At 63.3% G+C, this 24,726-nt stretch carries 22 protein-coding genes, 1 tRNA gene, 1 pseudogene and 1 riboswitch; of the genes and pseudogenes, 12 read left to right on the top strand and 12 right to left on the bottom strand.

Translation table 11 applies throughout. The features are described 5' to 3' along the window. From cobO to AC1D10_RS20160, 4 genes are read right to left on the bottom strand one after another with little or no spacing between them, the layout of a single operon-like run. Positions 1–630, bottom strand: coding sequence for a cob(I)yrinic acid a,c-diamide adenosyltransferase (gene cobO / locus AC1D10_RS20175; RefSeq protein WP_477274900.1), 630 nt, complete (start codon positions 628–630; stop codon positions 1–3). A gap of 1 nt (position 631) precedes the next feature. Further along, the gene (gene cobU, locus AC1D10_RS20170) at positions 632–1,147 is read right to left on the bottom strand and encodes a bifunctional adenosylcobinamide kinase/adenosylcobinamide-phosphate guanylyltransferase (protein WP_477274898.1); all 516 of its coding nucleotides are present in this window, start codon (positions 1,145–1,147) and stop codon (positions 632–634) included. Continuing rightward, the gene (locus AC1D10_RS20165) at positions 1,140–1,943 is read right to left on the bottom strand and encodes a CbtA family protein (RefSeq protein WP_477274896.1); all 804 of its coding nucleotides are present in this window, start codon (positions 1,941–1,943) and stop codon (positions 1,140–1,142) included. The genes cobU and AC1D10_RS20165 overlap by 8 nt, the downstream gene beginning before the upstream one ends. A 15-nt stretch (positions 1,944–1,958) precedes the next feature. Further along, on the bottom strand, positions 1,959–2,138 hold the full coding sequence (locus AC1D10_RS20160; RefSeq protein WP_095087280.1) for a CbtB domain-containing protein: 180 nt from the start codon (positions 2,136–2,138) through the stop codon (positions 1,959–1,961). 36 nt (positions 2,139–2,174) lie between these two features. Beyond that, a riboswitch (cobalamin riboswitch) is annotated at positions 2,175–2,370 on the bottom strand. Between the two features lie 191 nt (positions 2,371–2,561). Between AC1D10_RS20160 and AC1D10_RS20155 the strand changes: the two genes are divergently transcribed. Next, positions 2,562–3,737 carry an aromatic ring-hydroxylating oxygenase subunit alpha gene (locus AC1D10_RS20155; RefSeq protein WP_477274893.1) on the top strand — a complete coding sequence of 392 codons (1,176 nt, stop codon included), beginning with the start codon at positions 2,562–2,564 and terminating at the stop codon, positions 3,735–3,737. A 3-nt stretch (positions 3,738–3,740) separates the two neighbouring features. Here AC1D10_RS20155 and AC1D10_RS20150 read toward each other — a convergent pair whose 3' ends face one another. Beyond that, entirely contained in the window at positions 3,741–4,940 is a 1,200-nt protein-coding gene (locus tag AC1D10_RS20150; RefSeq protein WP_477274891.1) for an MFS transporter, read from the bottom strand. Between the two features lie 221 nt (positions 4,941–5,161). Between AC1D10_RS20150 and AC1D10_RS20145 the strand changes: the two genes are divergently transcribed. Further along, positions 5,162–6,160: a heparan-alpha-glucosaminide N-acetyltransferase gene (locus AC1D10_RS20145; RefSeq protein ID WP_477274889.1), complete on the top strand. Its 999-nt coding sequence runs from the start codon at positions 5,162–5,164 to the stop codon at positions 6,158–6,160. Further along, positions 6,157–6,633, top strand: coding sequence for a methyltransferase family protein (locus AC1D10_RS20140; RefSeq protein WP_379096379.1), 477 nt, complete (start codon positions 6,157–6,159; stop codon positions 6,631–6,633). Before AC1D10_RS20145 ends, AC1D10_RS20140 begins: the two co-directional genes overlap by 4 nt. Positions 6,634–6,640: 7 nt before the next feature. On the opposite strand, the gene AC1D10_RS20135 is transcribed toward AC1D10_RS20140, so the two are convergent. Together AC1D10_RS20135 and mgtE are read right to left on the bottom strand one after the other, a co-directional pair. Beyond that, positions 6,641–7,027, bottom strand: a complete 387-nt coding sequence (locus tag AC1D10_RS20135) for a MerR family transcriptional regulator (protein WP_006203215.1) — start codon at positions 7,025–7,027, stop codon at positions 6,641–6,643. A gap of 141 nt (positions 7,028–7,168) precedes the next feature. Then, complete coding sequence (gene mgtE / locus AC1D10_RS20130; RefSeq protein ID WP_379096359.1) at positions 7,169–8,587, bottom strand: magnesium transporter; 1,419 nt, start codon at positions 8,585–8,587, stop codon at positions 7,169–7,171. Between the two features lie 396 nt (positions 8,588–8,983). Between mgtE and AC1D10_RS20125 the strand changes: the two genes are divergently transcribed. The 8 genes and pseudogenes from AC1D10_RS20125 to AC1D10_RS20090 all read left to right on the top strand — a co-directional run. Then, positions 8,984–9,658, top strand: a complete 675-nt coding sequence (locus AC1D10_RS20125; protein WP_477274886.1) for a LuxR C-terminal-related transcriptional regulator — start codon at positions 8,984–8,986, stop codon at positions 9,656–9,658. Between the two features lie 135 nt (positions 9,659–9,793). After that, entirely contained in the window at positions 9,794–10,984 is a 1,191-nt protein-coding gene (locus AC1D10_RS20120; RefSeq protein WP_477274884.1) for an aminotransferase class V-fold PLP-dependent enzyme, read from the top strand. Positions 10,985–10,997: 13 nt separating this feature from the next. Continuing rightward, positions 10,998–11,978, top strand: coding sequence for an HpcH/HpaI aldolase/citrate lyase family protein (locus AC1D10_RS20115; RefSeq protein ID WP_477274882.1), 981 nt, complete (start codon positions 10,998–11,000; stop codon positions 11,976–11,978). 19 nt (positions 11,979–11,997) lie between these two features. Further along, a complete protein-coding gene (locus AC1D10_RS20110; RefSeq protein WP_477274880.1) occupies positions 11,998–13,182 on the top strand; it encodes a malate--CoA ligase subunit beta in 1,185 nt (394 codons plus the stop codon). 14 nt (positions 13,183–13,196) lie between these two features. After that, on the top strand, positions 13,197–14,096 hold the full coding sequence (gene sucD, locus AC1D10_RS20105; protein ID WP_184873479.1) for a succinate--CoA ligase subunit alpha: 900 nt from the start codon (positions 13,197–13,199) through the stop codon (positions 14,094–14,096). Between the two features lie 92 nt (positions 14,097–14,188). Beyond that, on the top strand, positions 14,189–15,088 hold the full coding sequence (locus AC1D10_RS20100) for a 2-hydroxyacid dehydrogenase (RefSeq protein ID WP_477274878.1): 900 nt from the start codon (positions 14,189–14,191) through the stop codon (positions 15,086–15,088). A 68-nt stretch (positions 15,089–15,156) separates the two neighbouring features. Further along, a complete protein-coding gene (locus AC1D10_RS20095) occupies positions 15,157–17,841 on the top strand; it encodes a phosphoenolpyruvate carboxylase (protein ID WP_477274876.1) in 2,685 nt (894 codons plus the stop codon). A gap of 25 nt (positions 17,842–17,866) precedes the next feature. Continuing rightward, a pseudogene (locus AC1D10_RS20090) lies at positions 17,867–17,968 on the top strand (succinate--CoA ligase subunit alpha); the annotation flags it as partial. A gap of 171 nt (positions 17,969–18,139) precedes the next feature. Here AC1D10_RS20090 and AC1D10_RS20085 read toward each other — a convergent pair. After that, positions 18,140–18,224: transfer RNA gene (locus AC1D10_RS20085), tRNA-Leu, on the bottom strand. Between the two features lie 237 nt (positions 18,225–18,461). On the opposite strand from AC1D10_RS20085, the gene lipB reads away from it, so the two are divergent. Continuing rightward, positions 18,462–19,205, top strand: a complete 744-nt coding sequence (gene lipB, locus AC1D10_RS20080) for a lipoyl(octanoyl) transferase LipB (RefSeq protein ID WP_477274874.1) — start codon at positions 18,462–18,464, stop codon at positions 19,203–19,205. 21 nt (positions 19,206–19,226) lie between these two features. Here the strand turns inward: lipB and AC1D10_RS20075 are convergent, their stop codons facing one another. The 4 genes from AC1D10_RS20075 to proS form a co-directional block, all read right to left on the bottom strand. Then, positions 19,227–20,477, bottom strand: coding sequence for a site-2 protease family protein (locus AC1D10_RS20075; RefSeq protein WP_477274872.1), 1,251 nt, complete (start codon positions 20,475–20,477; stop codon positions 19,227–19,229). Positions 20,478–20,997: 520 nt separating this feature from the next. Continuing rightward, positions 20,998–21,690: an ABC transporter ATP-binding protein gene (locus tag AC1D10_RS20070; RefSeq protein WP_184873474.1), complete on the bottom strand. Its 693-nt coding sequence runs from the start codon at positions 21,688–21,690 to the stop codon at positions 20,998–21,000. Further along, positions 21,687–22,973: a lipoprotein-releasing ABC transporter permease subunit gene (locus AC1D10_RS20065; protein WP_477274870.1), complete on the bottom strand. Its 1,287-nt coding sequence runs from the start codon at positions 22,971–22,973 to the stop codon at positions 21,687–21,689. Before AC1D10_RS20065 ends, AC1D10_RS20070 begins: the two co-directional genes overlap by 4 nt. Then, positions 22,970–24,298: a proline--tRNA ligase gene (gene proS, locus AC1D10_RS20060; RefSeq protein ID WP_477274868.1), complete on the bottom strand. Its 1,329-nt coding sequence runs from the start codon at positions 24,296–24,298 to the stop codon at positions 22,970–22,972. The genes AC1D10_RS20065 and proS overlap by 4 nt, the downstream gene beginning before the upstream one ends. Positions 24,299–24,726: the final 428 nt, after the last annotated feature.

Genomic DNA, 24,726 nt, shown 5'->3' with positions numbered 1-24,726 from the left:
TCAGAACTCGATCCCCTGCTGCGCTTTCACGCCCGCGGAAAAATGGTGCTTGGTCACGCCCATTTCGGTGACAAGATCGGCCGCCTCAACCAATGCCGGTTTGGCGTTGCGGCCGGTGACCACGATATGCAGGCCCTCCCGTCGTGCTTTCAGCGCGGCAACCACTTTGTCGAGTTCGAGATAATCGTAGCGCAGCGCGATGTTCAGTTCGTCGAGCACCAGCAGGCTGATCGACCGATCGGCCATCAGCTCGAGCACTTTGGCCCATGCGGCTTCGGCCGCGGCAATGTCGCGCTTCAGATCCTGTGTCTCCCAGGTGAACCCCTCGCCCATCGCGTGCCAGACGACGCGGTCGCCAAAGGCGGCGAAGGCATCTTTCTCGCCGGTGTGCCACTTGCCCTTGATGAACTGGACGACGCCGACACGCTTGCCGTAGCCGAGCATCCGCAGCGCCAGGCCGAAGGCGGCGGTGGTCTTGCCCTTGCCCGGCCCGGTGTTGACGATCAGCAGCCCCTTCTCGACCGTCTTGCTCGCCACCTCGGCGTCCTGCACCGCCTTGCGCTTGGCCATCTTGGCGCGGTGGCGTTCCTCGTCCCGGTCTTCGATGGGCTTGTCGTCGGTATCGGTCATCTCATTTCACCTTGAGTGGCAGCCCCGCCACCATCAGCAGCACCGTATCGGCGACAGCGGCCACCTGCTGGTTGAGCCGGCCGGCGGCATCGCGAAAGCGGCGCGCCAGTGCGTTGTCCGGCACGATGCCTTGGCCGACTTCATTGGATACCACGAACCAGGACCCGCGCGGCCGCGACAGCACTTCAGCCAGCCGACGGTATTCCAGATCGAGGTCGTGTTCGGCCAGCATATGATTGGTCAGCCACAGTGTCAGGCAGTCGACAAGCACCGGCTGATTGTCCGGCAGGGCCTCAAGCGCGCCTGCGAGATCGAGCGGTGCGTCGATGGTCGTCCACCCTTCACCGCGCCGCGAGCGGTGCAACGCGATGCGCTCACGCATCTCGTCATCATAGGCTTGCGCCGTGGCGATATAGGCCCACGGCGGCGGCAAGGTCGTCGCCAGGGTTTCGGCATGCGCGCTCTTGCCGGAGCGCGCACCACCGATGATGAAGGTCAGCTTGCTGCGATCAGGCAAAGCTGTCGCGCAGGCTGGTCGCGGTACCGGTGAAGCGGCCGCGCACCACGCCGACGACCGCGCCGAGAACCAGCCAGAACACCAGATTGGTCACCGTCACCGCCACCACAAACTGATGATGCAGACCCTCCGGGATCGGGGTCTCGAAACTGTCGGGCTGCGGTGCGCCGACAATATGCGGCGCAATGATCAGCAACACGGCCAGGATCACAAGCGGCAGCGACTTGCGGAACGCGATCAGGCCGATACCCGCCGCGGTCGCCGCCACGGTTGCCCACCACCAGATCTGGCGCTGCGTGAGATCGGCAGCCGGCATCGCCGGCAATTCCGGCGGCAGGCCGAGGCCGGGCGCCAGCGTGAACACGGCAAAGCCGGCCAGGCCCCAGAACACCCCCTGGCGCCAGTTGCCGATGCCGCCGGCGAATTCGGAAACCGCGACCAGGATCAGTGCGAAACCGAGGCCAGTGACGATATTGGCAACCACGCTGAAGGCGAAACGCTCGAAACCGTCGGCCGGTGCCCAGCCTTCGTCTTCCGCTGCCGGAGCGACTGCTTCCGCCGGCGCCGGGGCGGCAGAGCTCATGGCGTTCCCCGCCGGGGCGGCTGTGCTCATGGCATTGGTATCCGTTGCGGCCGGAGCGGCATGGTCATGGTGATGGCCGCCGCCGGCCTGCTCGTAGACTTCCGCCTTGAGGATCAGCGGCACGGTGGCAAAGGCCTGCATGCAGGCGAGAACGACGCCAGCCACGAGCCCTGCGATCGCCGCGATGAACACGACGTTGCGAAACAGGTTCATGATGTCAAATCCTCGTCAGTGGCAGGGAAACGCCATCGAATGGCGATAGTCGTGAGCCGCATTGTGGACCGCATCGATATGCGAGAAGCCGACAAAACCGACAACGAAGATGCCAAGCAGCGCCACGAGCGCAAGCTGCATGAAGCGCGACTGCGAGGAGACGGAGGCGCCGAGGGAGACGGAAGCGGTAGTCATGTCTTGTCCTTTCGCCCTCCACCCGAGGGCATAGAAGTCAGTTTCCTGTCGCCGGCAGGTCTCCTGGCTCGCGGATCAGCGCCCTTCCCCACCTTCCCGAAGAAAACCTTCAGTGGCATATGGAGAGGACTACCGCACACAGTTGCGGGGGCAGCCACGGCGTTGGGCAAGACATTCGCCCGCACCGCATTCCCTCTTGGCTCCAAACGGAACCGACGACAGCGCGACTATAGGGAAAATCGCCGCGACCGGCAAACCAAATTCCGACAATGCATGTCGCCGAAAGTGCGGAGCGGTTTTGGGATCACGACATGCATGATGCAAGAATGCATTGTCGCCGAAAGTGCACAAATCGGGCACGGGCCCAACAATTGACAATTCCCGTGGCCGGGTGTCGGCTAGCAACTCTAGAGGAAGCCAGCCATGCAGCCCATTGCCAGCGACCGCGATCCCTACAACGGCTTGACGCGGGCCGAACCGACGCTGCCGTCCTCCGCCTATTGGGACATCGATGCCTATCAGCGCGACCTCGACGCCATTTGGTACAGAAGCTGGCTGCTCGTCTGCCGCGAGGCAGACCTTGCGCAGCCGCTTTGCTTCCGCACCTTTCGCGTCGGCACGCAGGAAATCGTCGTGCTGCGTGACGAGACCGGCGAACTGCGCGCCTTCCACAACACTTGCCGCCATCGCGGTTCGCAGCTTTGCCAGGAGAGCGAAGGCCGGCTGAAGGCGCGGCTGATCACCTGCCCCTATCACGCCTGGTCCTATTCGCTGCGCGGCGATCTCGTGCGCGTTCCGTCGAAATCGCTGCCGGACGGTTTCGACAAGGCCGATCACCCGCTTTATCGCGTGGCACTCTCGGTGTGGCGCGGTTTTGTCTTCGTCAATCTCTCCGAAGACGCCGCCGGCTCGGCGGAATCCTCCTTCGATCCGGCGTCCGGCGGTCTCGCCAACTGGCCGCTGGAAACGCTGGTGACCGGCCATGCGTTGCGCAAGGTGATGAACTGCAACTGGAAGATCTTTTGGGAAAACTTCAACGAGTGCCTGCATTGTCCGGGCGTCCACAAGGATCTGTCGCGGCTGGTGCCGATCTATGGCCGCGGCCTGATGGACCGGCACGACGATCCCGATTGGGCTCGCCACGCCGATAATGACGCACCGGAGTTTTCCGGCGGCCTGCGCGCCGGCGCCGAGACCTGGTCGCGCGACGGCCAGGCGCACGGGCCGGTCTTTGCCGGCCTGACACCTGCCGAGCGCGCCGCCGGCCAGACCTACGCCACCAACCTGCCGTCGATGTTCGTCGTAGGGCATGTCGACTATGTCAGGACCGTACGGCTGGTGCCGCTCGGCCCCGAGCAGACCGAGCTTGTCGCCGAATGGCTGTTTGTGCCCGAAGCACTTGATGCAGCCGATATCGACAACATCGTCGCCTTCGGCAAACAGGTGCTGGAGGAGGATGCGGCGATCTGCGAGGTCAACCAGAAAGGCCTGCGCTCGACGCGCCACGAAGCCGGTGTGCTGATGCCCGAGGAATATGATCTGCACCGCTTCCACAACTGGGTCCGCGAGCGGCACGCAGCCGTGCCCTCCAAGCCTTGAAGATCACAGCGATTTCGGCAGATACCGCCAGGTCACGAAGCCGCAGATCGCCGCCAGCAGGCCGAGCATGACGAACACCGAGCCCAGCCCGAAGAACGCCAGCACGACCGAATAGACCAGCGGCGGCGTCAGTTCGGAAAAGTCGAGATAGGTGCGGTAGACCGCCGCCATCTGCGACCTTTCATAAGATCGCACCGAGCGCATGAACGCGGTCGAGCCCAGAGCGTCGAGCGCAATGCTGAAGAAAGCGCCGCAGAGCAGGAAGGCACCGGTGAGCAGCGGCACGGTTTCGCCGACCGCACCCGCCGCCAGCAGCATGGCCGACATGGCGAAATAGGCAAATGTCATGGTCCGCCGGCCACCAAAGCGCTTTCCCGCCTTGCCCCAGAAGATGGCCATGAACAGCAGCGCATTGCCGGCCGAAACCAAAAGGCCGCCGGCCAACTTGCCCTCGCCGGTGATGACCATGAACAGCGGCCCGTAGACGAAGAACGTCGTCCAGAAACAGGAGCGACCGAAGGCAATCAGCCAGGCCAGCCGCAACCTGGGCTGGGCGACAAAGCGACCGATATTGGCGAGCGGATTGGCCGGCCGCGACTTGCCCGGGCGGATCGACGGGTTGTCGCCCAGCCGGTAGGTCCAGAACAGCACCAGCAAGGCCATCGCGAACACCGCCACCGCGCCATGCGCGGCATAGATGCCGAAGCGCGTGTAGAGGAAGATGCCGAGCGTCGGTCCGCCGGTCCAGGCGAACATCGACCACGCCATGCGCAGCGATTCGGCCTGCATGAAGTCGGTCTTGCGGATGTGGTCCATGATGTAGAGGTTAAGCGTGATCGACAGCGCGCTGGCGCCCATCACCCGGCACAGCATGCCGGCCAGTTGCCCGGCAAGCGTGTGGGTGACGAAGAACAGCGAGCCGATGGCCAGCAGGCAGGCGCCTGCCGTGTAGACCCAGCGCCGGGCAAAGCGGCGGATCAGCATCGGCATGAACAGCGTCACCGACAGGCCGAGCATCGCCACGATGGTGTAGAGGATCGAGACGATCTGCTCGTTGTGGAGGATCTCGTAGGCCTGGATCGGGATGACGCTCGACACCGTGGCCCGGGCGAAGGATTCAACCGCATAGAGCGACGCGAAGGTGCGCGCATCCGCGGCCTTGAGGGCCGGTAGCCAGATCGGATGGCGCACATGGGTGGACATTGCTTCCCCAAAGCAGAATCACCGGGCCAAATCTGCCGTGGTGATCCCGGCGCCAATAAGAGGAAACCGACGCCTATCCGGCAAAAAGCGAAGTCGGCCAAAGGCTTTCCGGCACTGGCCTAAAGCGGCGCCTGATCCAGCATCTGCCGAAGCGTCCGGCCTTCTTTTGTCCCGGGCAACCGTGATAGTCGTCGTGCGGGGCTGAATCAGAATACGAGACCATGAGCATCCACACACCGACCGCACCCGTTCAGGATCGACCGAAGCGCATCGTCGCCATCGACATCGTGCGCGGCATCGCGCTCATCGCCATGGCGAGCTACCATTTCACCTGGGATCTGGAATTCTTCGGCTACACCGATCCCGGCCTCACCGCCTTCGGCTGGTGGAAGATCTACGCGCGTTGCATCGCATCGACCTTCCTGTTCCTGGTCGGCGTCAGCCTGTACCTCGCCCATGGCCGAAAAATCCGCTGGAACGGCTTCTGGAAGCGTTTCGCCATGGTCGCTGGAGCGGCGATCGCGATTTCGGTCGCCACACGCATCGCCACCCCGGACGGTTTCATTTTCTTCGGCATATTGCACGAGATCGCAGTGGCCAGCTTGCTCGGCCTGCTGTTCCTGCGGCCACCGGCGCTGCTGACGTTGCTTGTGGCAGCGCTGGTCATCGCCGCGCCCGTCTATCTGCGCTTCGAGGCCTTCGACCATCCCTGGCTGTGGTGGATCGGCCTCTCGGCGATCAATCCGCGATCCAACGATTATGTGCCGCTGTTTCCGTGGTTCGGCGCCGTACTTGCAGGCATCGCGGTGACGAAACTCGCCGCCGCTTCGGGCCTGCTTGCCCGGCTTGCCGAATTGGCACCCGGTCGCTGGGCCAACCCGCTGGTCTTCATCGGCCGCCACAGCCTGGCCTTCTACCTGATCCATCAGCCACTGCTGATCGGCTGTGTGTGGCTGTTCGCACAAGTGATGCCGGCCAAGGTCGAAACCCCGCAGGTGAACTTCCTGAAGACGTGCCAGTTGTCTTGCGAGCAGTCGCGCGACACCGAATTCTGTTCGAGCTACTGTGTCTGCATGCTCGATACGCTCGAGGGTGAAGCCTCACTTGATCGGCTCTACAACAACGACCAGACTGCCGAATGGAAGGCGCATATATCCGATCTCGCCGGCATGTGCACCGCCAAGACCGACGACAAGATGACGGAGGAAGGGGTCAAATGACCGAGAACCAGCCGAAGGCAGGGCTCATACCGTGGCCGCCGCTAATCTACATCGCCGCCATCGCCATCAGTATCGCACTCGGCCTGCTTTATCCCTTGCCCTGGATCGGTGACCTCTTAGGCGATATCCTGTTCGCCGCCGGCTGGGTGGCCCTGTTCGGCGTCGCGGCACTCTGGTTCACCGCCATCCGCACCATGATCCGGGCCAAGACAACACTTAACCCCAACGCGGTGCCCGATCATCTGGTCACCACAGGTCCTTTCGGCATCACTCGCAATCCGATGTATCTGGCCAACACGCTGCTGTTGATCGGCGTCGCCTTTGTCTCCGGGATCGCATGGTTCCTGCCGCTGGCATTCATCGCGGCTTATGCCACGCAAAAGGTCGCCATCGAGGGCGAGGAAAAGGTGCTGGCAGCGAAATTCGGCAAGAAATACAGGGACTACGCCAAAAGAGTGCGGCGCTGGATTTAAGCATGCGTTACGTATTGACGCCGAGCTCGACCAACCGCTCGACACAGGATTCCTCAGCCTGGTCGAGTTCGGCCAGCGTCTCTTCGAGGTCGCGGCGCTTCTGCCTGAGATCCTCGCGCTTTTCCTCGATGCGCTTGATCATCAGCTTGAGTTGACCGACCTCGCCGGGCGGCTCCTTGTACATCTGGATGATTTCGCGGATCTCGTTGATCGAGAAGCCGAGCCTTTTTCCCCGCATGATCTGGCGAATGAGGTGACGGTCGGACGGGCGAAACAGCCGCGTGCGGCCGCGCCGCACCGGCTGCACCAATCCCTCGTCCTCATAGAAGCGCAGCGTCCGCGTCGACACATCGAATTCGCGGGTCAGCTCGGTGATCGAATAATATTCCCGCATTGTCACTCCCACTCGCCGGAACCCCGGGCGATTGCCATGCGGCGTCGCCTTCTGTCCCGAACCAAACCCATGCCGGAATCAACACGGCGCCCCGCGCAAGCCTCGCACGGCATTTACGTAAAAGTCAATCGAGGGCGCCTTTCACGGCACCCCGAACCACCAAGTGGCAATGCCGAGAAAGGCAAAGAAGCCGACGACATCGGTGACCGTGGTGACGAAGACCGCCGAAGCGACCGCCGGATCGATCTTGAAACGGTCGAGGAGCAGCGGGATCAGGATACCGGCCAAGGCGGCCGCGAACATGTTGATGATCATCGCCGCCGCGATGATGCCGCCCAGATTGTTGTCGTGGAACCAGATCGCAGCGACGATGCCGATCAGGATGGCAAAGACGATGCCGTTGATGAAGCCCACGCCCATCTCGCGGCGAATGATGCGGCCGGCATTGTAGATGTCGATATCCTTGGTCGCCAGCGCCCGCACGGTGACAGTCATCGTCTGTGAGCCGGCATTGCCGCCCATGCCGGCCACGATCGGCATCAGCACCGCGAGCGCCACGATATGCTCGATCGTGCGGTCGAACAGGCTGATCACCGACGCCGCCAGGAATGCGGTCAGCAGATTGATCAACAGCCAGGGAACGCGCGAGCGCGAGGTGGAAAAGACACTGTCGGACAGCTCTTCGTCGCCGACACCGCCCATGCGCATCAGATCTTCTTCGGCCTCCTGTTGGATAACGTCGACGACATCATCGATGGTCAGCACGCCGACCAGCCGCTCGTTCTCGTCGACGACGGCGGCCGACAAAAGGTCGTACTGCTCGAATTCCCGCGCCGCCTCTTCCTGGTCCATGGTGGCGGGAATGGCGTGTCGCGTCTCATGCATGACCTCCCCGACCTTGACCGCGCGCCTGGTGCGCAGGATCTGGTCGAGGTCGATGGCGCCGAGCAGCTTGAAGGTCGGATCGATGACGAAGATCTGACTGAAGCGCTCAGGCAGGTTCTTGTCCTCGCGCATGTAGTCGATGGTCTGGCCGATCGTCCAGAACGGCGGCACCGCGACGAACTCGGTCTGCATGCGCCGCCCGGCCGTCTCTTCCGGATAGTCGAGCGAGCGGCGCAGCCTGATCCGTTCGGTGAACGGCAGCTGCGACAGGATCTCGTCCTGGTCTTCCTTTTCAAGGTCTTCGAGAATGTAGACCGCGTCGTCGGAATCGAGTTCCTGCACCGCCTGGGCGATCTGCGCATTGGGCAGATTGTCGACGATCTCCATACGGATCGCCTCGTCGACCTCGGTCAGCGAAGAAAAGTCGAAGTCGGCGCCCAACAACTCAACCAGCACGCGGCGCTGTTCGGGGTGCAGCGCCTCGAGCAGGTCGCCGAGCTCCGACTGGTGCAGGTGGTCGACTTCATGCTTGAGCGTGAGCGTGTCGCGGTCGGCGATCGCAGCACCGATCTGGGCAAGGAAGGACGAAAGGACGGCGCCGTCCTCGCCATAGATGTCGGCGTGGGCGTCGTCAGCGGCCCTGGCGCCGGTCGTCCGTTCGTCCTGGCCTTCCACCGGCGCCTCCCGCCATCGCAATCCCGGAAAAGGTGCGTCTCAGGTCTAGAGCATCGGCCCCAAAAGTGGAAACCGGTTTTTGGGAAAATCCGACGCTCATTCCAGAGATAGCGCGGCAGCATGAATCGATTTGGCAATTTGCCGCTCTAACGCACGGAATATCAAATGAAATGCGCGCGCTCCTACCTGGCTTTCTTCACGGGAAAGACGGCATTGCCATGCCCAGTCTGACAATGCCTGCCCTGTCAAAACCAACGGGATATCGGTTCAGGTGGCGCGACAGCGCATGTCGCTGGGGAAAGAGCACCCTTGTCCGGTTGCGGCGATTGTCATGGCACAGGGTCCGGATATCAGCCGGATCCGCCCATGTCCGCAACCGGTCCAGAACGGAAGCCCTTGAGCGCAAGGTCGGCGACAACAAAAGAGGCCACATCAGGACAGCAACGCGTTCGCGTCGTTGTCGCCGAGCGCAATCCGCTTGTCATATCGGCGCTGCGCGAAATGCTGGAATGCGACGGACGCTTCGAATTGCTGAGCGCCGTGCAGAGCGGCAAGCAACTCCTGGATCTGGCGGTAAAGACCAAGTTCGATGTCGCGGTCATCGGCTGGAGGCTCGCCGACATGGACGGCGCGGATGTTCTGGCCGAGGTCCAGAGCCGCAAGCTCGATATGCGCATTACGGTGTTCTCCAATGACCACGACATCGGCATCTTGAAGCAGTGCGTGCGGCTTGGTGCTCAAGGCTACTGCTTCCAGTTCGACGACCCGCATATCATCTTCGAGACGATCCTGGCGGTCGCGCACGGTCGCATCTGCATCCCCTATATCGACATCAACAAGGTCAACGACACGCCCTTGGCGCAGCTCACGGTTCGCGAGCGCGAACTGCTGGCGGTGCTTTCCGACGGCTGGACCAACCTTCAGATCGCGACGCGCACCGGAATTTCCGAGAATACGGTGAAATACCACCTCAAGAATCTCTACGACAAGCTTGACGTCCGCAACCGGGCGATGGCCGTCGCGCTCTATTCGAGCGAAAAGCGTCGCAGTCCCAGGCTGCCTATCGGGTAGGTCGACCGGGTAGGCCTGGTGGGTAGGCTCGTCCCACCCGCGCGCGGCGAGAACTTACCCACCAAGGTGTTGTTGCACCTCGCCGTCGAGACGACACTCCCTCCACAAATCTCTAACTTCGGAGGAGTTTCGCGCATGGCTGGGTTCACCCACCTTTTTATTCCAGGACCCACCAACATTCCGGAGCAGGTCCGGCAAGCGATGAACCTCCCGATGGAGGATATGCGCGCCGCATCGTTCCCCGATTTCACGCTGCCGCTGTTCGAGGACATCAAGAAAGTCTTCAAGAACGAGACCGGCCGCGTCTTCATCTACCCGTCGTCGGGGACCGGCGCCTGGGAGGCGGCGATGACCAACGTGCTCAGCCCTGGTGATCGCGTGCTGATGTCGCGCTTCGGACAGTTCTCGCATCTGTGGGTCGACATGGCCGAGCGCCTCGGCTTCGAGGTCGACGTGATCGACTGCGAGTGGGGAACCGGCGTGCCGCTCGACCTCTACGCGGAAAGACTGAAGGCGGACAAGGCACACAGCATCAAGGCAGTCTTCTGCACACAGAACGAGACCGCGACCGGCGTCACCAGCGATGTCGCCGGCTGCCGCGCCATACTCGACGCGGCGAACCATCCTGCCCTTCTCTTTGTCGACGGCGTGTCGTCGATTGGCTCGATCGACTTCCGTCAGGAGGAATGGGGTGTCGACTGCGCCGTCAGCGGCTCGCAAAAAGGCTTCATGCTGCCGGCCGGCCTCGGCTTCCTCTCGGTCAGCAAGAAGGCGCTCGTCGCTTCCAGGGTAGCGACCCACCGGCGCTGCTTCTTCTCGTTCGAGGACATGATCCGCGCCAACGACGCCGGTTATTTCCCCTATACGCCTGCGACGCAACTGCTGCGCGGCCTGCGCGCCTCGCTCGATCTGATCGCCGAGGAAGGGCTCGACAACATCTTCGTCCGCCACCATCGCCTCGCGGAAGGGGTGCGCAAGGCGGTCGACGCCTGGGGCCTGAAGCTCTGCGCGAAGGCGCCGAAATGGCACTCCGACACCGTCAGCGCCATTCTGGTGCCGGAAGGCATCGACAGCGCCGACGTCGTCAAGCGCGCCTACCAGACGTACCGGACCTCGCTCGGAGGTGGTCTCAACAAGGTGTTCGGCAAGGTCTTCCGCATCGGCCATCTCGGCTGGCTGAACGAGGTGATGGTGCTCGCCTCGCTGTCGGCGGCGGAAATGGCGCTGCTCGATTGCGGCGTCCGGCTGGCGCCGGGCTCGGGCGTCGGCGCCGCCATCCAGCACTTCCGTGCCTCGGCTGGGGTACCTGTCGCCGAGGCGGCGTGAGGAGAACGCGATCATGAGCCACACGATCAACCATTTGAAAAAACTCCGGCTGCAGCGAAGCGAACTCGCGGTTCCCGGCTCCAGTCCCGAGATGATCGATAAGGCGGCGAACAGCGCCGCCGACTTCGTCTTCCTCGACATCGAGGACGCGGTGGCGCCGCCGGACAAGGAACGCGCCCGCAAGAACATCATCCAGGCGCTCAACGACATCGACTGGCGCGCCAAGGGCAAGACCGTTTCGGTGCGCATCAACGGCCTCGACACGCACTACATGTACCGCGACGTGGTTGACGTGATGGAACAGGCCGGCGACCGGCTGGACACCATCCTGGTGCCGAAAGTCGGCGTTCCGGCCGACCTCTATATGGTCGAGGCCATGATCAACCAGATCGAGATGGCCAAGGGCTACAAGACCCGCGTCGGCCTCGAAGCCCTCATCGAGACGGCGCTCGGCATGGCCAATGTCGAGGCGATCGCCGCTACGCCCGGCCGCCTGGAAGCGATGCATTTCGGTGTCGCCGACTATGCTGCCAGCAACAAGGCGCGCACCGTCAACATCGGCGGCCTCAATCCCGACTACCCAGGCGACCAGTGGCATTTCGCCCTGTCGCGGATGACGGTTGCCTGCAGGGCCTACGGCCTGCGCGCCATCGACGGGCCGTTCGGCGATTTCTCGGACCCTGAGGGCTACACGGCGGCGGCAAGGCGCGCGGCGGCACTTGGCATCGAAGGCAAATGGGCGATCCACCCCTCGCAGATCGCGCTAGCCAACAGCGTGTTCTCGCCGCCGGAAAAGGAAGTCGTCCGCGCCAGGCGCATCCTGGAAGTGCTCAAGGAAGCGGAGGCGCTCGGAAAGGGCGCCGCGGCGCTCGACGGCAAAATGATCGACGCGGCGTCGGAACGCATGGCGCGCAATGTGCTGGTGGTCAACGAAGCCATCGAACGCGCCGGCCAATTTGATAGTCAAGAACAGCCGCACGCCGCCGCGCACTGAAGGTTTTTGGGAGGACGAGATGGACATTCACGAATACCAGGCCAAGGAACTGCTTGCCCGCCACGGGATTCATGTTCCGCGCGGCGGCCTCGCCTACAGCCCCGAGCAGGCAACCTATCGGGCGCGTGAGATCGGCGGCGGCCAGTGGGTGCTCAAGGCGCAGGTTCATTCCGGTGCCCGCGGCAAGGCCGGCGGCATCAAGCTCTGCGCCAATGACGAGGAGATTTCCAATGCGGCCGAAGCAATGCTCGGCCGCAAGCTGGTGACCCAGCAGACCGGCCCGCGCGGCAAGCTGATATCGCGGCTCTATCTCGAGGAGGCCGTCGACATCGCGCAGGAGCTCTATGTCGGCTTCGTTCTCGACCGCAAAGAGGAGCGCGTCATGATCGTGGCGTCGGCCGCCGGCGGCATGGAGATCGAGGACATCGTCGAGCGGGCGCCGGATTCCATCATCCGGACCACGGTCGATCCGGGAGTCGGCATGCAGCGCTTCCAGGCGCGGGAAATCGCCTTCGGGCTCGGCCTGGATCAGAACCTGATCGGCAAGGCAACCGAAACCATCTTCAGTTGCTACCAGGTGTTCCGCGACTACGACGCGTCGATGCTGGAGATCAATCCTCTGGTGGTGACCCGCGACGGCAACCTCGTCGCGCTCGACGCCAAGATGTCGTTCGACGAGAACGCTTTGTTCCGGCGGCCGGAAATCTCCGAACTGCGCGACAAGAGCCAGGAAGACCCGCGCGAAACCTTCGCCAGCGACCGCGGCCTCTCCTATGTCGGCCTCGACGGCAACATCGGCTGCATCATCAACGGCGCCGGCCTCGCCATGGCGACGATGGACATGATCAAGATCGCCGGCGGCGAGCCGGCCAACTTCCTCGACATTGGCGGCGGCGCCTCGCCCGAGCGGGTCGCGAAATCGTTCCGCGCCGTGCTCGGCGACAAGAATGTCGAGACCATCCTGGTCAATATCTTTGCCGGCATCAACCGTTGCGACTGGGTCGCCGAGGGCGTCGTCAAGGCGATCCGCGAAGTCGGGGTCAACGTTCCCCTGGTGGTGCGGCTTGCCGGCACCAAGGTCGAGGAAGGGCGCCGCATCCTGGCCGATTCCGGCGAGGCGGTGATCGTCGCTGAAACGCTGGCGGAAGCCGCCGAAAAAGCCGTCGCCGCCTGGCGTTCGGCAACGCTCAAAAAAGCAAGCTGAGGGAGCTGAAAAATATGGCAATCCTGCTCAACCGCGGCACGCGGGTCATCGTCCAGGGCTTCACCGGCAAGATCGGCAGCTTCCATGCCGAAGACATGAAGCGCTACGGCACCAAGCTCGTCGGCGGCGTGACGCCCGGCAAGGGCGGCCAGAAGCATCTCGGCCTGCCGGTCTTCAACACCGTCAAGGGCGCCGTTCGCGAAACCCGCGCTGAAGCCAGCATCGTCTTCGTGCCGCCGCCTTTCGCCGCCGACTCGATCATGGAAGCCGCCGATGCCGGCATAAAGCTTTGCGTCTGCATCACCGACGGCATCCCCTCGCAGGATATGATGCAGGTGAAGCGCTACATGCTTCGCTACCGTTTCGAGGACCGCATGCGGCTGATCGGGCCGAACTGCGCCGGCGTGATCACGCCCGGACAGGCACTGATGGGCATCATGCCGGGCAGCATTTATCTCCCCGGCCGCGTCGGCATCGTCGGCCGCTCGGGCACGCTCGGCTATGAGGCCGCCTCGCAGATGAAGGCGCTTGGCATCGGTGTCTCCACCAGCGTCGGCATCGGCGGCGATCCGATCAACGGCTCGTCCTTCAAGGACATGCTGAAGCTGTTCGAACAGGACGACGAAACCGATGCCGTGGTCATGATCGGCGAGATCGGCGGACCGCAGGAGGCGGAAGCCGCGATCTGGGCACGCGACAACATGCGCAAGCCGCTGATCGCCTACATCGCCGGGCTTTCCGCGCCGAAGGGCCGGCGCATGGGCCATGCCGGCGCCATCATCTCGGCCTTCGGCGAGTCGGCGCAGGAAAAGGTCGAAATCCTGAAAGAGGCCGGCGTCGTCATCGTGCCGACGCCATCGTCCTTCGGTGAGGTCGTGGCCGATACTTTGGCCGGGATGAAGAAGGCGGCGTGATGGCCGACCGGGCGAAGGGCGCATAGCGCAAAATGTGCAGTCTGTTTCGGGTTGGCGGATGCATCGCGGCCCATCGATCGGCAGGAAATTCGATGAAACCGCGTTTGATTGTCACCCGGAGATGGCCGGCCCCCGTTGAAGCGATCCTCGCCGAGCGCTTCGACACGACGCTCAACGCCAGCGATACGCCGCTGAGCCCTGCCGCAATGACATCGGCATTCGCGCATTTTGACGCGATCCTGGCAACGGTCAGCGACCGCGTACCTGTTGCGGTGTTTCCTAAGAACGCCGCCCGCATCGTGGTGACCAACACCCCGGGCGTGCTGACCGATTGCACCGCCGACCTCGCCCTCAGCTTGCTGTTGGCTGTCGCGCGTCGGACTGGTGAGGGCGAGCGGCAGGTGCGGGCCGGAGAGTGGCGGGGCTGGTCGCCAACCCATATGGCCGGCGCGAAGGTGTCGGGCAAAACCTTGGGTATTGTCGGAATGGGGCGCATCGGCAAGGCGACAGCCAGGCGCGCGCATTTCGGCTTCGGGATGAAGATCGTGTTCTTCAATCGGTCCCCGGTCGATGACGACGAGACGCGCGCCATGGGCGCGGTCCAGATGCCAACTTTGGAAGATGTGCTCGCAGCATCCGATTTCGTGTCGCTGCACTGTCCGGGCGGCGCGGAAAACCGCCATCTCATCAATGCTCGAAGCTTGCGGTCGATGAAAAGCGACGCGTTCCTGATCAACACGGCGCGCGGCGACGTCGTCGACCAGGATGCCCTGATCGGTGCACTGGAAAGGCGCGAGATCGCTGGGGCGGGTCTCGACGTCTTTGCCGACGAGCCGACCGTTCCGGAGACGCTGAAGCAGTTGGAGAACGTAGTGCTGTTGCCCCATCTCGGGAGTGCGACCGAGGAAACGCGGGTGGCAATGGGCATGAAGGTGGTGGAGAACCTGACCGCCTTCTTCGAGGGTCGCCCGGTGCCCGACCGGGTCGCCTGACAGCAGGCGCCGCCCTCGATTCAGAGGGCGGTTACAGCGGCATCGGCGCGACGAAGCAGGAAACGGGTTTGGAACAGAGCAGACGCATCAACTTTCGTGAGGACGAGCGCAGCCTTTTGTTGCGCTTGCTGCTTCAGGTCGCAAGCGCGCGTGAGCCCGAGATCGCCGCCGTTCTGGCCGGACGCAGGTCGCTCGTCTCCCTCGCCGCGGAGCAGCGCATCCCGGCGCTTCAGGCGAGCGGCGTATGGTTCCAGTTGCTGACGATAGCAGACGAGCTGCTTGCCATGCGGGCACGCCGCGAACTCGAACAAGGCGCGGGTGTCGACGAAGTGCCCGGGTCCTTCGCCAGCGTGATCGCGCAGATGGCGGCGAACGGCCACTCGGCGCCGGAAGTCCAGGCGACGCTCGATGAGCTTTGCGTCGGCCCGACCATGACCGCGCACCCGACGGAGGCCAAACGCGTCACGGTGCTGGAGATCCACCGCCGCATCTATCGCAAGCTGACCGAGCTCGACCAGCCGCGCTGGGCGCCGCGCGAACGCTCCCTGTTGGTCACCGATCTGGAAAGCGAGATCGAGCTTCTGTGGATGACGGGCGAGCTGCGGCTGGAGCGGCCGACGGTCGAGGGCGAAATCGCCTGGGGCCTGCATTTCTTTCGCGAAGTCATCTTCGAGGCAACGCCGCAACTCTATGGCAAGCTTCAGGACGCCTTCGAGCGTCACTATCCGGGAGAGCCGATCAGAATTCCCTCATTCATGCGCTATGCCTCGTGGATCGGCGGCGACCGCGATGGCAATCCAAATGTGACTGCCGCAGTCACCGCCCATGCCATGGCCGAATACCGCAACACCGCCATAGGCTGGTATCTGACGCAGGTGCAGCGGCTGGTGACGGTGCTCAGCGCCAGCTCCAACGTCATCGACCTGCCGGCCAGCTTCAAGCCAGTGCTGCAAACGGCCCTTGAAAAAACCGGACTGGCGCACGTGATCGCCGCCCGCAATCCCGACGAACCGCTTCGCCAGTTCGCTTCGGCTTTGTTTGCCCGGCTGGAGGCCACGCGAGACGGCGGTCCGGCGGCATATCTCTCGGCAGAGGCGTTTCGTGCTGATCTGAATGGGCTATCTTCCGTTCTCGAAGCGATCGGAGGGCGCGCGGTAGCCAGGCGTTTCATCCAGCCTCTGCTTTGGCAAGTCGGAAGCTTCGGTTTCCGTACGGTCTCGCTCGACATCCGGCAGAACTCCACGGTCGTCAACCGGGTGCTGGCCGAGCTGTTTGCGCTGGCAAATCCCGCCGATCCGGTCGCAGCCGGCACGCCGCAATGGTCGGCGCGCATTCGCACAGCCATCAGCCAGGGCGAGCGGCTGGAGATCGACGCAGGCCGGCTCTCGCCTGAAGCAGGTGAACTGCTTTCGACATTCTCCGTTATCCGCGATCACATCTCCAGCTCGGATGCTGACGCAGTCGGCTCTTTCGTTCTCAGCATGACCCGCTCGGCCGACGATCTGCTCGCGGTCTATCTGCTGGCGCAATATTGCGGACTTTCAACCGCGCCCGCTGGCGGCGGCACAATCAGGCTGCGGATCGTGCCGTTGTTCGAGACCATCACCGATCTACAGGCCGCACCGGGCATCCTCAATGGATTGCTCGGCGTTTCACTGGTGAGGCGGACGGTGCGGGACTTCGGCGCGCGCCAGGAAATCATGCTTGGCTATTCAGATTCCAACAAGGACGGAGGTTTCCTGGCTTCCAATTGGGAACTGGCAAAAGCGCAAAAGCGCCTCGCTGCGGTCGGGCGCAAGAACAACGTCAGGATCAGTTTCTTTCACGGTCGCGGCGGCTCCGTCAGCCGTGGCGGCGCGCCGACCGGCCGGGCGATCGCCGCACAACCGGAAGGCACTGTCACCGGAACCATGCGGGTGACGGAGCAGGGCGAGGTCGTATCGTCGAAATTCGCCAATCGCGGCACCGGCCTCAACCAACTCGAGGTTCTCGCCGCTGGCGTGCTGGCCCACGGTGTCGGATCGCCCGGCGATGTCGAGCCGAAGGAAACGCCGGAGTTCGACGAAGCGCTGGAAGCGCTGGCTGGCATGTCGCAGGCTTCCTACGCCAGATTGATGGCCGAGCCCGGTTTCCTCGATTATTTCAACCAGGCAAGCCCGGTCGCGGAGCTGGCGCTCCTGAAAATGGGCTCACGGCCGGAGCGTCGTTTCGGCGCCAGCGGCATTGCTGACCTGCGCGCCATTCCATGGGTGTTCGCCTGGAGCCAGAACCGTCATCTGTTGACCGGCTGGTATGGCATCGGCAGCGCGCTTAGCTCTTTCGTCGCTGTGCGCGGCGAGGCCGGGCGCGAACTTCTGGCTCGCATGTTCGAGCACTCGCGCTTCTTCCGCTTGATCGTCGACGAGGCCGAGAAGACGCTTTACCAGTCCGACATGGAGATCGCGGGGCTCTACGCCCGCCTGGTGTCCGACGGCGACGCGGCCCGACGAATCTACGCCCGCATCGCCGCCGAATACGAGTTGACGCGACGCCTGATTGGTGACCTCACGGGAGGCGATCTTTCCGCGCGCTTTCCGATGTTCAAGCGGCGTTTCGACAGTCTGCGGCGACAGATGGATGACATTCACCGACTGCAGGTCGATCTGCTGCGTGAAGTTCGGGCAAATACCGGCACGGCGGATCAAAAGCGGGCGACCGACGCTCTGCTTGTGTCGATCAATTGCATCTCGGCCGGCCTTGGCTGGACGGGATAGGTCCGGCTTTTGCCGAGCGACCTACGAGTCGGCGCAGGAAAAGGTCGAAATCCTGAAAGATGTCATCGTACCGACGCCATCCTCCTTCGGGGAAGTCGTGGCCGATATTCTGGCCCGGATGAAGAGGCCGCCTGATTGCCACGATCACGCCGGCTTTCCGGGGCAACTGAAAAACGAAGCGGCGGCGGGTCTGAATGACGCGCCGCCGCTGCCGTTTCGATCCTCGGGAAGCCTTGTGACCGCGACGTGCCGTCGCTTGCCGACCCGGCTCGCCAGAAGCAATCTGTCAAGGAAATTTTGGTGCGGTCGAGAAGACTCGAACTTCCACGGGTTGCCCCACAGCGACCTCAACGCTGCGCGTCTACCAATTCCGCCACGACCGCACGTGGTAGGAGCCGGAACCGACCGGCTCGCGGCGTGTAGCAAATCGTTTCCGGCGAAACAAGTGCGCGGAACGCAATAATCTCCACCGATTGGCACAACGCTCCACAGGATTGGAATGCTGGGCCGGAACTGGACGTTTCGGCCTGATATCGCCATATGGAAGGCAAATGCATGTCGCCCGAAAGTGCAAGGCGGTTTTGGGATCACGACATGCATAAACGAAAAAACGAAAAGCCATGCCAGAACGCAGCCAGATTGCCACGTCGTTCCTGCCGCTCCCCGGTTCAGCACCGGTCGAATGGCGCATCGAGCCCGGCCTCACCGCCTATCCCGATGCGCTGGCCTTCATGGAAACGCGGGCCGAGGCGATCCGAAGCGGCGCCGCCGGCGAGATGGTCTGGCTGGTCGAACATCCGCCGCTCTACACGGCCGGCACCAGCGCCCGCAGCGAGGACCTGATCGACGCCAACCGCTTCCCGGTGTTTTCGGCAGGACGCGGCGGCGAATACACCTATCATGGGCCGGGTCAGCGGGTCGCCTATGTGATGCTCGACCTGAAGCGGCGGCGCGAGGATGTCCGCGCCTTTGTCGCCGCGCTCGAACAATGGATCATCGGCACGCTCGCCGCCTTCAACGTGCAGGGCGAGCGCCGCGAGGACCGGGTCGGCGTATGGGTGGTGCGGCCGGATCGCCCTTCCCTGCCGGATGGCTCACCGGCCGAAGACAAGATCGCCGCAATAGGTATCCGCCTGCGGCGCTGGGTGAGCTTTCACGGCATCGCCATCAATGTCGAACCGGATCTCGACCATTTCGGGGGCATCGTGCCGTGCGGCGTGCAAGACCACGGCGTCACCAGCCTCGTCGATCTCGGCCTTCCCATTACGATGGCAGACCTCGACCTGGCCCTGAAATCCGCCTTCGAGGACGTGTTCGGTCCTGCCACGGCTTTGCCTGTCGAGGCCGCCCGCAAAGCCGGTTGAAGCTTTCTGATCCGGACAAGCTCAAATAAGCTGCGCAGACGCCCACAAGACGCCATAGCCATGGATGGCGAACACCGCCAGCAGCGCGCCGGCGATGACGAGACGGTCGACGGTGCGGATTGGCTTCAGTTCGTGCCGCGGCTTGACCCCGCTGCTCATCGTCAGCAGGCTGAGGATTGAAAAGACCGCGCCCGCCGCGAGCAGAAAGCCGGGGGAAAAGCCGGCCTGCCGGCCAAGCGCAAGGAAGGCCGAAAGCAGAGAGAACGAGGCCACCGCCAGCACGATCGGCCCCGGGCAGATCTGGCGCAGCACCTGGCCGCCATCGAACTTCCAGACCGGCACCAGATTGGCGATGTTGAACAGGGCAGCAAAGCCCGCCAGCGCCGCCAGCAGCGTCGCCGCAAGCCGATGTCCCTCCGCCCCGGCAAAGGTGCTGGCGGCGATGACAACCGGCACCATGAAGGCAGAGAAGCCGGCGCCCATCAACGCCACGAAGGCCACTTCGAAACGGCTGTCATATGGCCGCCCGCCAATGGCGATGCCGCCGAGCAGCGGGATGAAGATCATCCGCGCCTTGCTGTGACCCATCAGGCGAAACGCCGCCATGTGTCCGAGCTCGTGCAGGGCCACCACCGATGTCAGGATCGCGGCCAGCGCAAGCCCGCCGAGATGAAGACCGAAGAACGGCCACAGGATCAATGCCGACAGCGCGGCGAAGCCGACCTGGCTGAGCGGATGCTCGAACCAGCCGCCCTTGCGATACTGCCCGGTCCTTGCCCAGCGCTGCAGCTTGGAGAGTTCACGGCGCATGGCGAAATAGCGAAACACCAGGAAGGCTAAGCCGCGATAGCGATCGGTCTGGCCAAGCGTGACCCGCGTGCCGCTGCCTTCGGAAACGAGCTCGGTGGTCTCGCGGAAATCCTTCCAGAACGAGGTGTCGAGCGCGGTATCTTCGATAACCCGCATCGAGAACCGGTTGCCCTCGACAACGTCATCAAACTGCGACTTGCGCTCGATCGGCTTGCCGTCGCGTCCTTCCCAGGACAGCATGATGCGGGCCATGCCCTCCGCGTCCAGCGCCTCTGCCGAAAGAATCTCACCGGACCAGCCGGCGTCACTGCCGAGCGGCCACAGCGCCTGCCAGAGGCGCTGCCGGTCCATCGCTACCACGCGGCTGAGCCTGATCGTGCGCAAACCAAGCGGCACGGTCATCAAGAGAAAGATCAGTCCGAGATTGCTGGCCACGAGGATGACCGTGACGATGGGCGACACGCGACGCTGCTCCCTGTCCTGGAAGGCACACCCTAACGTCGCGGCGGCAAGAAAGGCTTAACGGCGGAACCGCTTCCCGATTGCGAGCCATCCGCATCAGCGCCGCAATGGAGGCATGGCGCCAAGGTCGAAGCCCCCTCTCCCCGTTCCTCACGGGGAGAGGGTTAAGGTGAGGAGTGGCGCGCCCGAGGGACGCTTGCGTTCGCGCCACGTCCTCAACGCCAATTCACATGGCTCCGATCCAGATCGCCATGGAAATGAGAAAAGTGCTCATGCAAACCAGCGAGATGACATCCTGAACCAGATCGGTCATAACTCTCTCCTGTTGTTGATATGTTCGCAATTTGTTCTAATTTTGTTCGAATGTCAACGATCGGAATCCGGCTGTATCCCGAATTTCCGGGCGATCAGATCGGCAGGGTTAAGAAAAGGTTGAGGAGCGTGCGATGGGCCAACCGAATGGAATCACGCTCTGAAGGCGGGCTGTCCGCGAGCCCGCCAGGTCCTGTCCAGGTTGAGGTCAGCCCGAGCCGAGCGGCACCACTTTGCCATCGGCCAGTGTGACGCGCCGGTCCATGCGCGATGCCAGTTCGTGATTGTGGGTGGCGATCAGCGCCGCGAGGCCCGATTGCTTGACCAGCGCCGCCAGTGCCTCGAACACATAGGAGGCGGTGACCGGGTCGAGATTGCCGGTCGGCTCGTCGGCCAGCAGCACCAACGGCGCATTGGCAACCGCACGGGCAATGGCGACTCGCTGCTGCTCGCCGCCGGAAAGCTCGGACGGACGGTGCGACGCGCGCTTGCCGATCTGCATGTAGTCGAGCAGCTGTGCGGCGCGCTCGGACGCCTCCTTGCGGCTCAGCCCCTTGATCAGCTGCGGCATCATGATGTTTTCCAGCGCCGAGAATTCCGGCAGCAGGTGATGGAACTGATAGACGAAGCCGACATCGTTGCGGCGGATCGCCGTGCGCTCGTCATCGGAGAGCCGCCCGCAGGCACGGCCGGCCAGGATGACGTCGCCGGCGTCGGGACGTTCCAGCAGGCCGGCAGTGTGCAGCAGCGTCGACTTGCCGGTGCCTGACGGCGCCACCAGCGCCACCATCTCGCCGCGCTTCAGCGAGAAATCGGCGCCGTTGAGAATGGTGAGCTTGCGCGGCCCCTGGACGTAGTGCCGCTCGACGCTCTTCAGCTCGATAATGGCCTCGGCCATCATTCATACCTCAAGGCTTCGACGGGATCGAGCCGGGCGGCTCGCCACGCCGGAAACACCGTTGCCAGGAAGGACAACCCGAGCGCCATCAGGATGACATAGGTCGTCTCGCGCGGATCCATCTTCGCCGGCAGCTGGCTGAGGAAATAGAGCTCCGGGTTGAACAGAACCTTGCCGGTCATCCAGGAAAAGAACTGGCGGATGGATTCGATGTTGGTGCAGATCAACACGCCGAGCAGCACGCCGGCGATCGTGCCGGTCACGCCGATCGCCGCCCCCGTCATCAGGAAGATGCGCAGGATGGCGCCACGCGACGCCCCCATGGTGCGCAGGATGGCGATGTCATGCCCCTTGTCCTTCACCAGCATGATCAGGCCCGAAATGATGTTCAGCGCCGCCACCAGCACGATCAGCGTCAGGATCATGAACATGACGTTGCGCTCGACCTGCAGGGCGGAAAAGAAGGTCTCGTTGCGCTGGCGCCAGTCGACGAGGTCGATCGGCCGCTGCGCGGCATCCTCCACCTTCGGCTTCAGCGCGTCGACGTCGTCGGGATTGTCGACATAGATCTCGATCGTCTGCGCCCGGCCGTCCATGTTGAAATAGAGCTGCGCCTCCGAAAACGGCATGTAGACGATGGAACTGTCATATTCCGACATGCCGACCTCGAAGATCGCTGCGATCTTGTAGCCCTTCATGCGCGGCGTCGTACCGAGCGGCGTCACATCGCCGTCGGGCGAAATCAAGGTGATGGTATCGCCGAGCGCCAGGCCGAGGTTCTCGGCCATGCGCTTGCCGATGGCGACGCCCTCGCCAGTGTCGAAATCGGCGAGCGAGCCCTGCTTGACGTTGCTGGAGACGATGGCGATCTTGCCGAGATCCTCGCCGCGGATGCCGCGCACCAGCGCGCCGGTTCCGCCGCCGACATTGCCCTGCGCCAGCACCTGGCCGTCGATCAGCGGGATGGCGTATTTGACGCCGGGCACGCCGTTGATTCGGCCGGCGACCTGCGCATAGTCCTCAAGCGGCGAATCGAGCGGCTGCACGATCAGATGGCCGTTGACGCCGAGAATGCGCGTCAACAGCTCCGCCCGGAAGCCGTTCATCACTGCCATCACCACGATCAGCGTGGCGACCCCCAGCATGATGCCGAGGAAGGAGATCGAAGCGATCACCGAGATCACCGTCTCCTTGCGCCGCGAGCGCAGGTAGCGCCAGGCAACCATGCGCTCGAAGATGGAAAAGGGTCCGGCGCCCACCGTTCTTGCCGCCGCCACGTCGCTCATGCGGCGACACCGAAGCGTTTTTTCGCAGCGGCGATCGGCAGCGTCTCGCGCTCGCCGGTCTTGCGATTCTTGATCTCGATTTCGCCGCTAGCCACGCCGCGCGGCCCGACGATGACCTGCCAAGGCAGGCCAATCAGATCGGCGGTGGCGAACTTGCCACCCGGCCGCTGGTCGGTGTCGTCGTAAAGCACATCCTTGCCGGCGGCGACGAATGCGGCATGCAACTCGTCGCAGACGCGGTCGCACTCGGCGTCGCCCGCCTTCATGTTGATCAGTCCGATGTCGAACGGCGCCACCGCTTCCGGCCAGATGATACCGTTGTCGTCATGGCTGGCCTCGATGATCGCCGCGACCAGGCGCGACGGGCCGATGCCGTAGGAGCCGCCGGAGACGAAATGATCCTTGCCGTCAGGCCCGGTCACCTTGGCGCCCATCGGCTTGGAGTATTTGTCGCCGAAATGGAAGATGTGGCCGACCTCGATGCCGCGCGCCGAAACCTTGTCGGTGTCGCCGATCTTCTCCCACGCCGCTTCGTCATGCATCTCGTCGGTGGCGGCGTAAGGCGTCGTCCATGTCTTGACGATGTCGCCGATCTCGGCGTCGTTGGCGAAGTCGGTCTTCTCGCCGGGCACATCGAGCGAAAGATAGTCGCGATGGCAGTAGACCTGGCTCTCGCCGGTATCGGCAAGGATGATGAATTCATGGCTGAGATCGCCGCCGATCGGTCCGGTGTCGGCCCGCATCGGAATCGCTTGCAGACCCATGCGGGTGAAGGTCCGGAGGTAGGACACGAACATCCTGTTGTAGGCCGCCTTTGCACCCTCGAAGTCGAGGTCGAAGGAATAGGCGTCCTTCATCAGGAATTCGCGCGAACGCATGACGCCGAAACGCGGCCGCACTTCGTCGCGGAACTTCCACTGGATGTGGTAGAGATTGAGCGGCAGATCCTTGTAGGACTTCACATAGGCGCGGACGATCTCGGTGACGACTTCCTCGTTGGTCGGACCATAGAGCATGTCGCGGTCCTGCCGGTCCTTGATGCGCAGCATCTCCTTGCCGTAATCGTCATAGCGGCCGCTTTCGCGCCACAGATCCGCCGACTGGATGGTCGGCATCAGGATTTCCAGCGCACCGGCGCGATTCTGCTCCTCGCGGATGATGCGGCAAACCTTGTCCAGCACCCGCTTGCCGAGTGGCAGCCACGAAAAACTGCCCTGCCCCTGCTGGCGGATCATGCCGGCGCGCAGCATCAGCCGGTGCGAGACGATTTCGGCCTCGCGCGGGTTTTCTTTGAGGATAGGCAGGAAATAGCGCGACAAACGCATGGACTGGTCCGTGAGTGAGGATGGCCGCGCGGGAATCGGCGCGACACAGGCTGCTTGCCCCGGCTTCATAGCCATTTCATGGCGGAATGGAAACCCGGACGCATCGGCCCGAAAATCGGAAACCGGGTTTTGGAAAGGCACGATGCATGGGGGCGAAACTGTTGGAGCCCCATTGTGCGTCCCGCGGACGCGCGGCGCTCCAAGGCGCCGCAGTGCCGCGGCGTCTTACTGGTCGTTTCCCAAGCAAAGCCTGCCACACTATTGTGCAGTGCAGCACGAGAATGCCTGTTTCGAGGCAAAATTCTTCGTGACATTTTCATTCGCCTTAGGCTAGTGTGCCCCGATAACCGAGAGGGTAGAGAAAAATCTGCTCTCCTACGCGGTCAAAGTCTTGGGAGGATGCGATCTAGGCGCGGTTACTCGCTGCC

It is taken from the genome of Mesorhizobium sp. P2_A8 (assembly GCF_056404935.1).
This window is presented reverse-complemented; position numbering and strand designations above follow the sequence as displayed.

Coding starts and splice junctions, on each gene's coding strand:
- cobO (WP_477274900.1), bottom strand. CDS start 630: ATGACCGATACCGACGACAAGCCCATCGAAGACCGGGACGAGGAACGC.
- AC1D10_RS20165 (WP_477274896.1), bottom strand. CDS start 1,943: ATGAACCTGTTTCGCAACGTCGTGTTCATCGCGGCGATCGCAGGGCTC.
- AC1D10_RS20160 (WP_095087280.1), bottom strand. CDS start 2,138: ATGACTACCGCTTCCGTCTCCCTCGGCGCCTCCGTCTCCTCGCAGTCG.
- AC1D10_RS20155 (WP_477274893.1), top strand. CDS start 2,562: ATGCAGCCCATTGCCAGCGACCGCGATCCCTACAACGGCTTGACGCGG.
- AC1D10_RS20150 (WP_477274891.1), bottom strand. CDS start 4,940: ATGTCCACCCATGTGCGCCATCCGATCTGGCTACCGGCCCTCAAGGCC.
- AC1D10_RS20145 (WP_477274889.1), top strand. CDS start 5,162: ATGAGCATCCACACACCGACCGCACCCGTTCAGGATCGACCGAAGCGC.
- AC1D10_RS20140 (WP_379096379.1), top strand. CDS start 6,157: ATGACCGAGAACCAGCCGAAGGCAGGGCTCATACCGTGGCCGCCGCTA.
- AC1D10_RS20135 (WP_006203215.1), bottom strand. CDS start 7,027: ATGCGGGAATATTATTCGATCACCGAGCTGACCCGCGAATTCGATGTG.
- AC1D10_RS20120 (WP_477274884.1), top strand. CDS start 9,794: ATGGCTGGGTTCACCCACCTTTTTATTCCAGGACCCACCAACATTCCG.
- AC1D10_RS20115 (WP_477274882.1), top strand. CDS start 10,998: ATGAGCCACACGATCAACCATTTGAAAAAACTCCGGCTGCAGCGAAGC.
- AC1D10_RS20110 (WP_477274880.1), top strand. CDS start 11,998: ATGGACATTCACGAATACCAGGCCAAGGAACTGCTTGCCCGCCACGGG.
- sucD (WP_184873479.1), top strand. CDS start 13,197: ATGGCAATCCTGCTCAACCGCGGCACGCGGGTCATCGTCCAGGGCTTC.
- AC1D10_RS20100 (WP_477274878.1), top strand. CDS start 14,189: ATGAAACCGCGTTTGATTGTCACCCGGAGATGGCCGGCCCCCGTTGAA.
- lipB (WP_477274874.1), top strand. CDS start 18,462: ATGCCAGAACGCAGCCAGATTGCCACGTCGTTCCTGCCGCTCCCCGGT.
- AC1D10_RS20070 (WP_184873474.1), bottom strand. CDS start 21,690: ATGATGGCCGAGGCCATTATCGAGCTGAAGAGCGTCGAGCGGCACTAC.
- AC1D10_RS20065 (WP_477274870.1), bottom strand. CDS start 22,973: ATGAGCGACGTGGCGGCGGCAAGAACGGTGGGCGCCGGACCCTTTTCC.
- proS (WP_477274868.1), bottom strand. CDS start 24,298: ATGCGTTTGTCGCGCTATTTCCTGCCTATCCTCAAAGAAAACCCGCGC.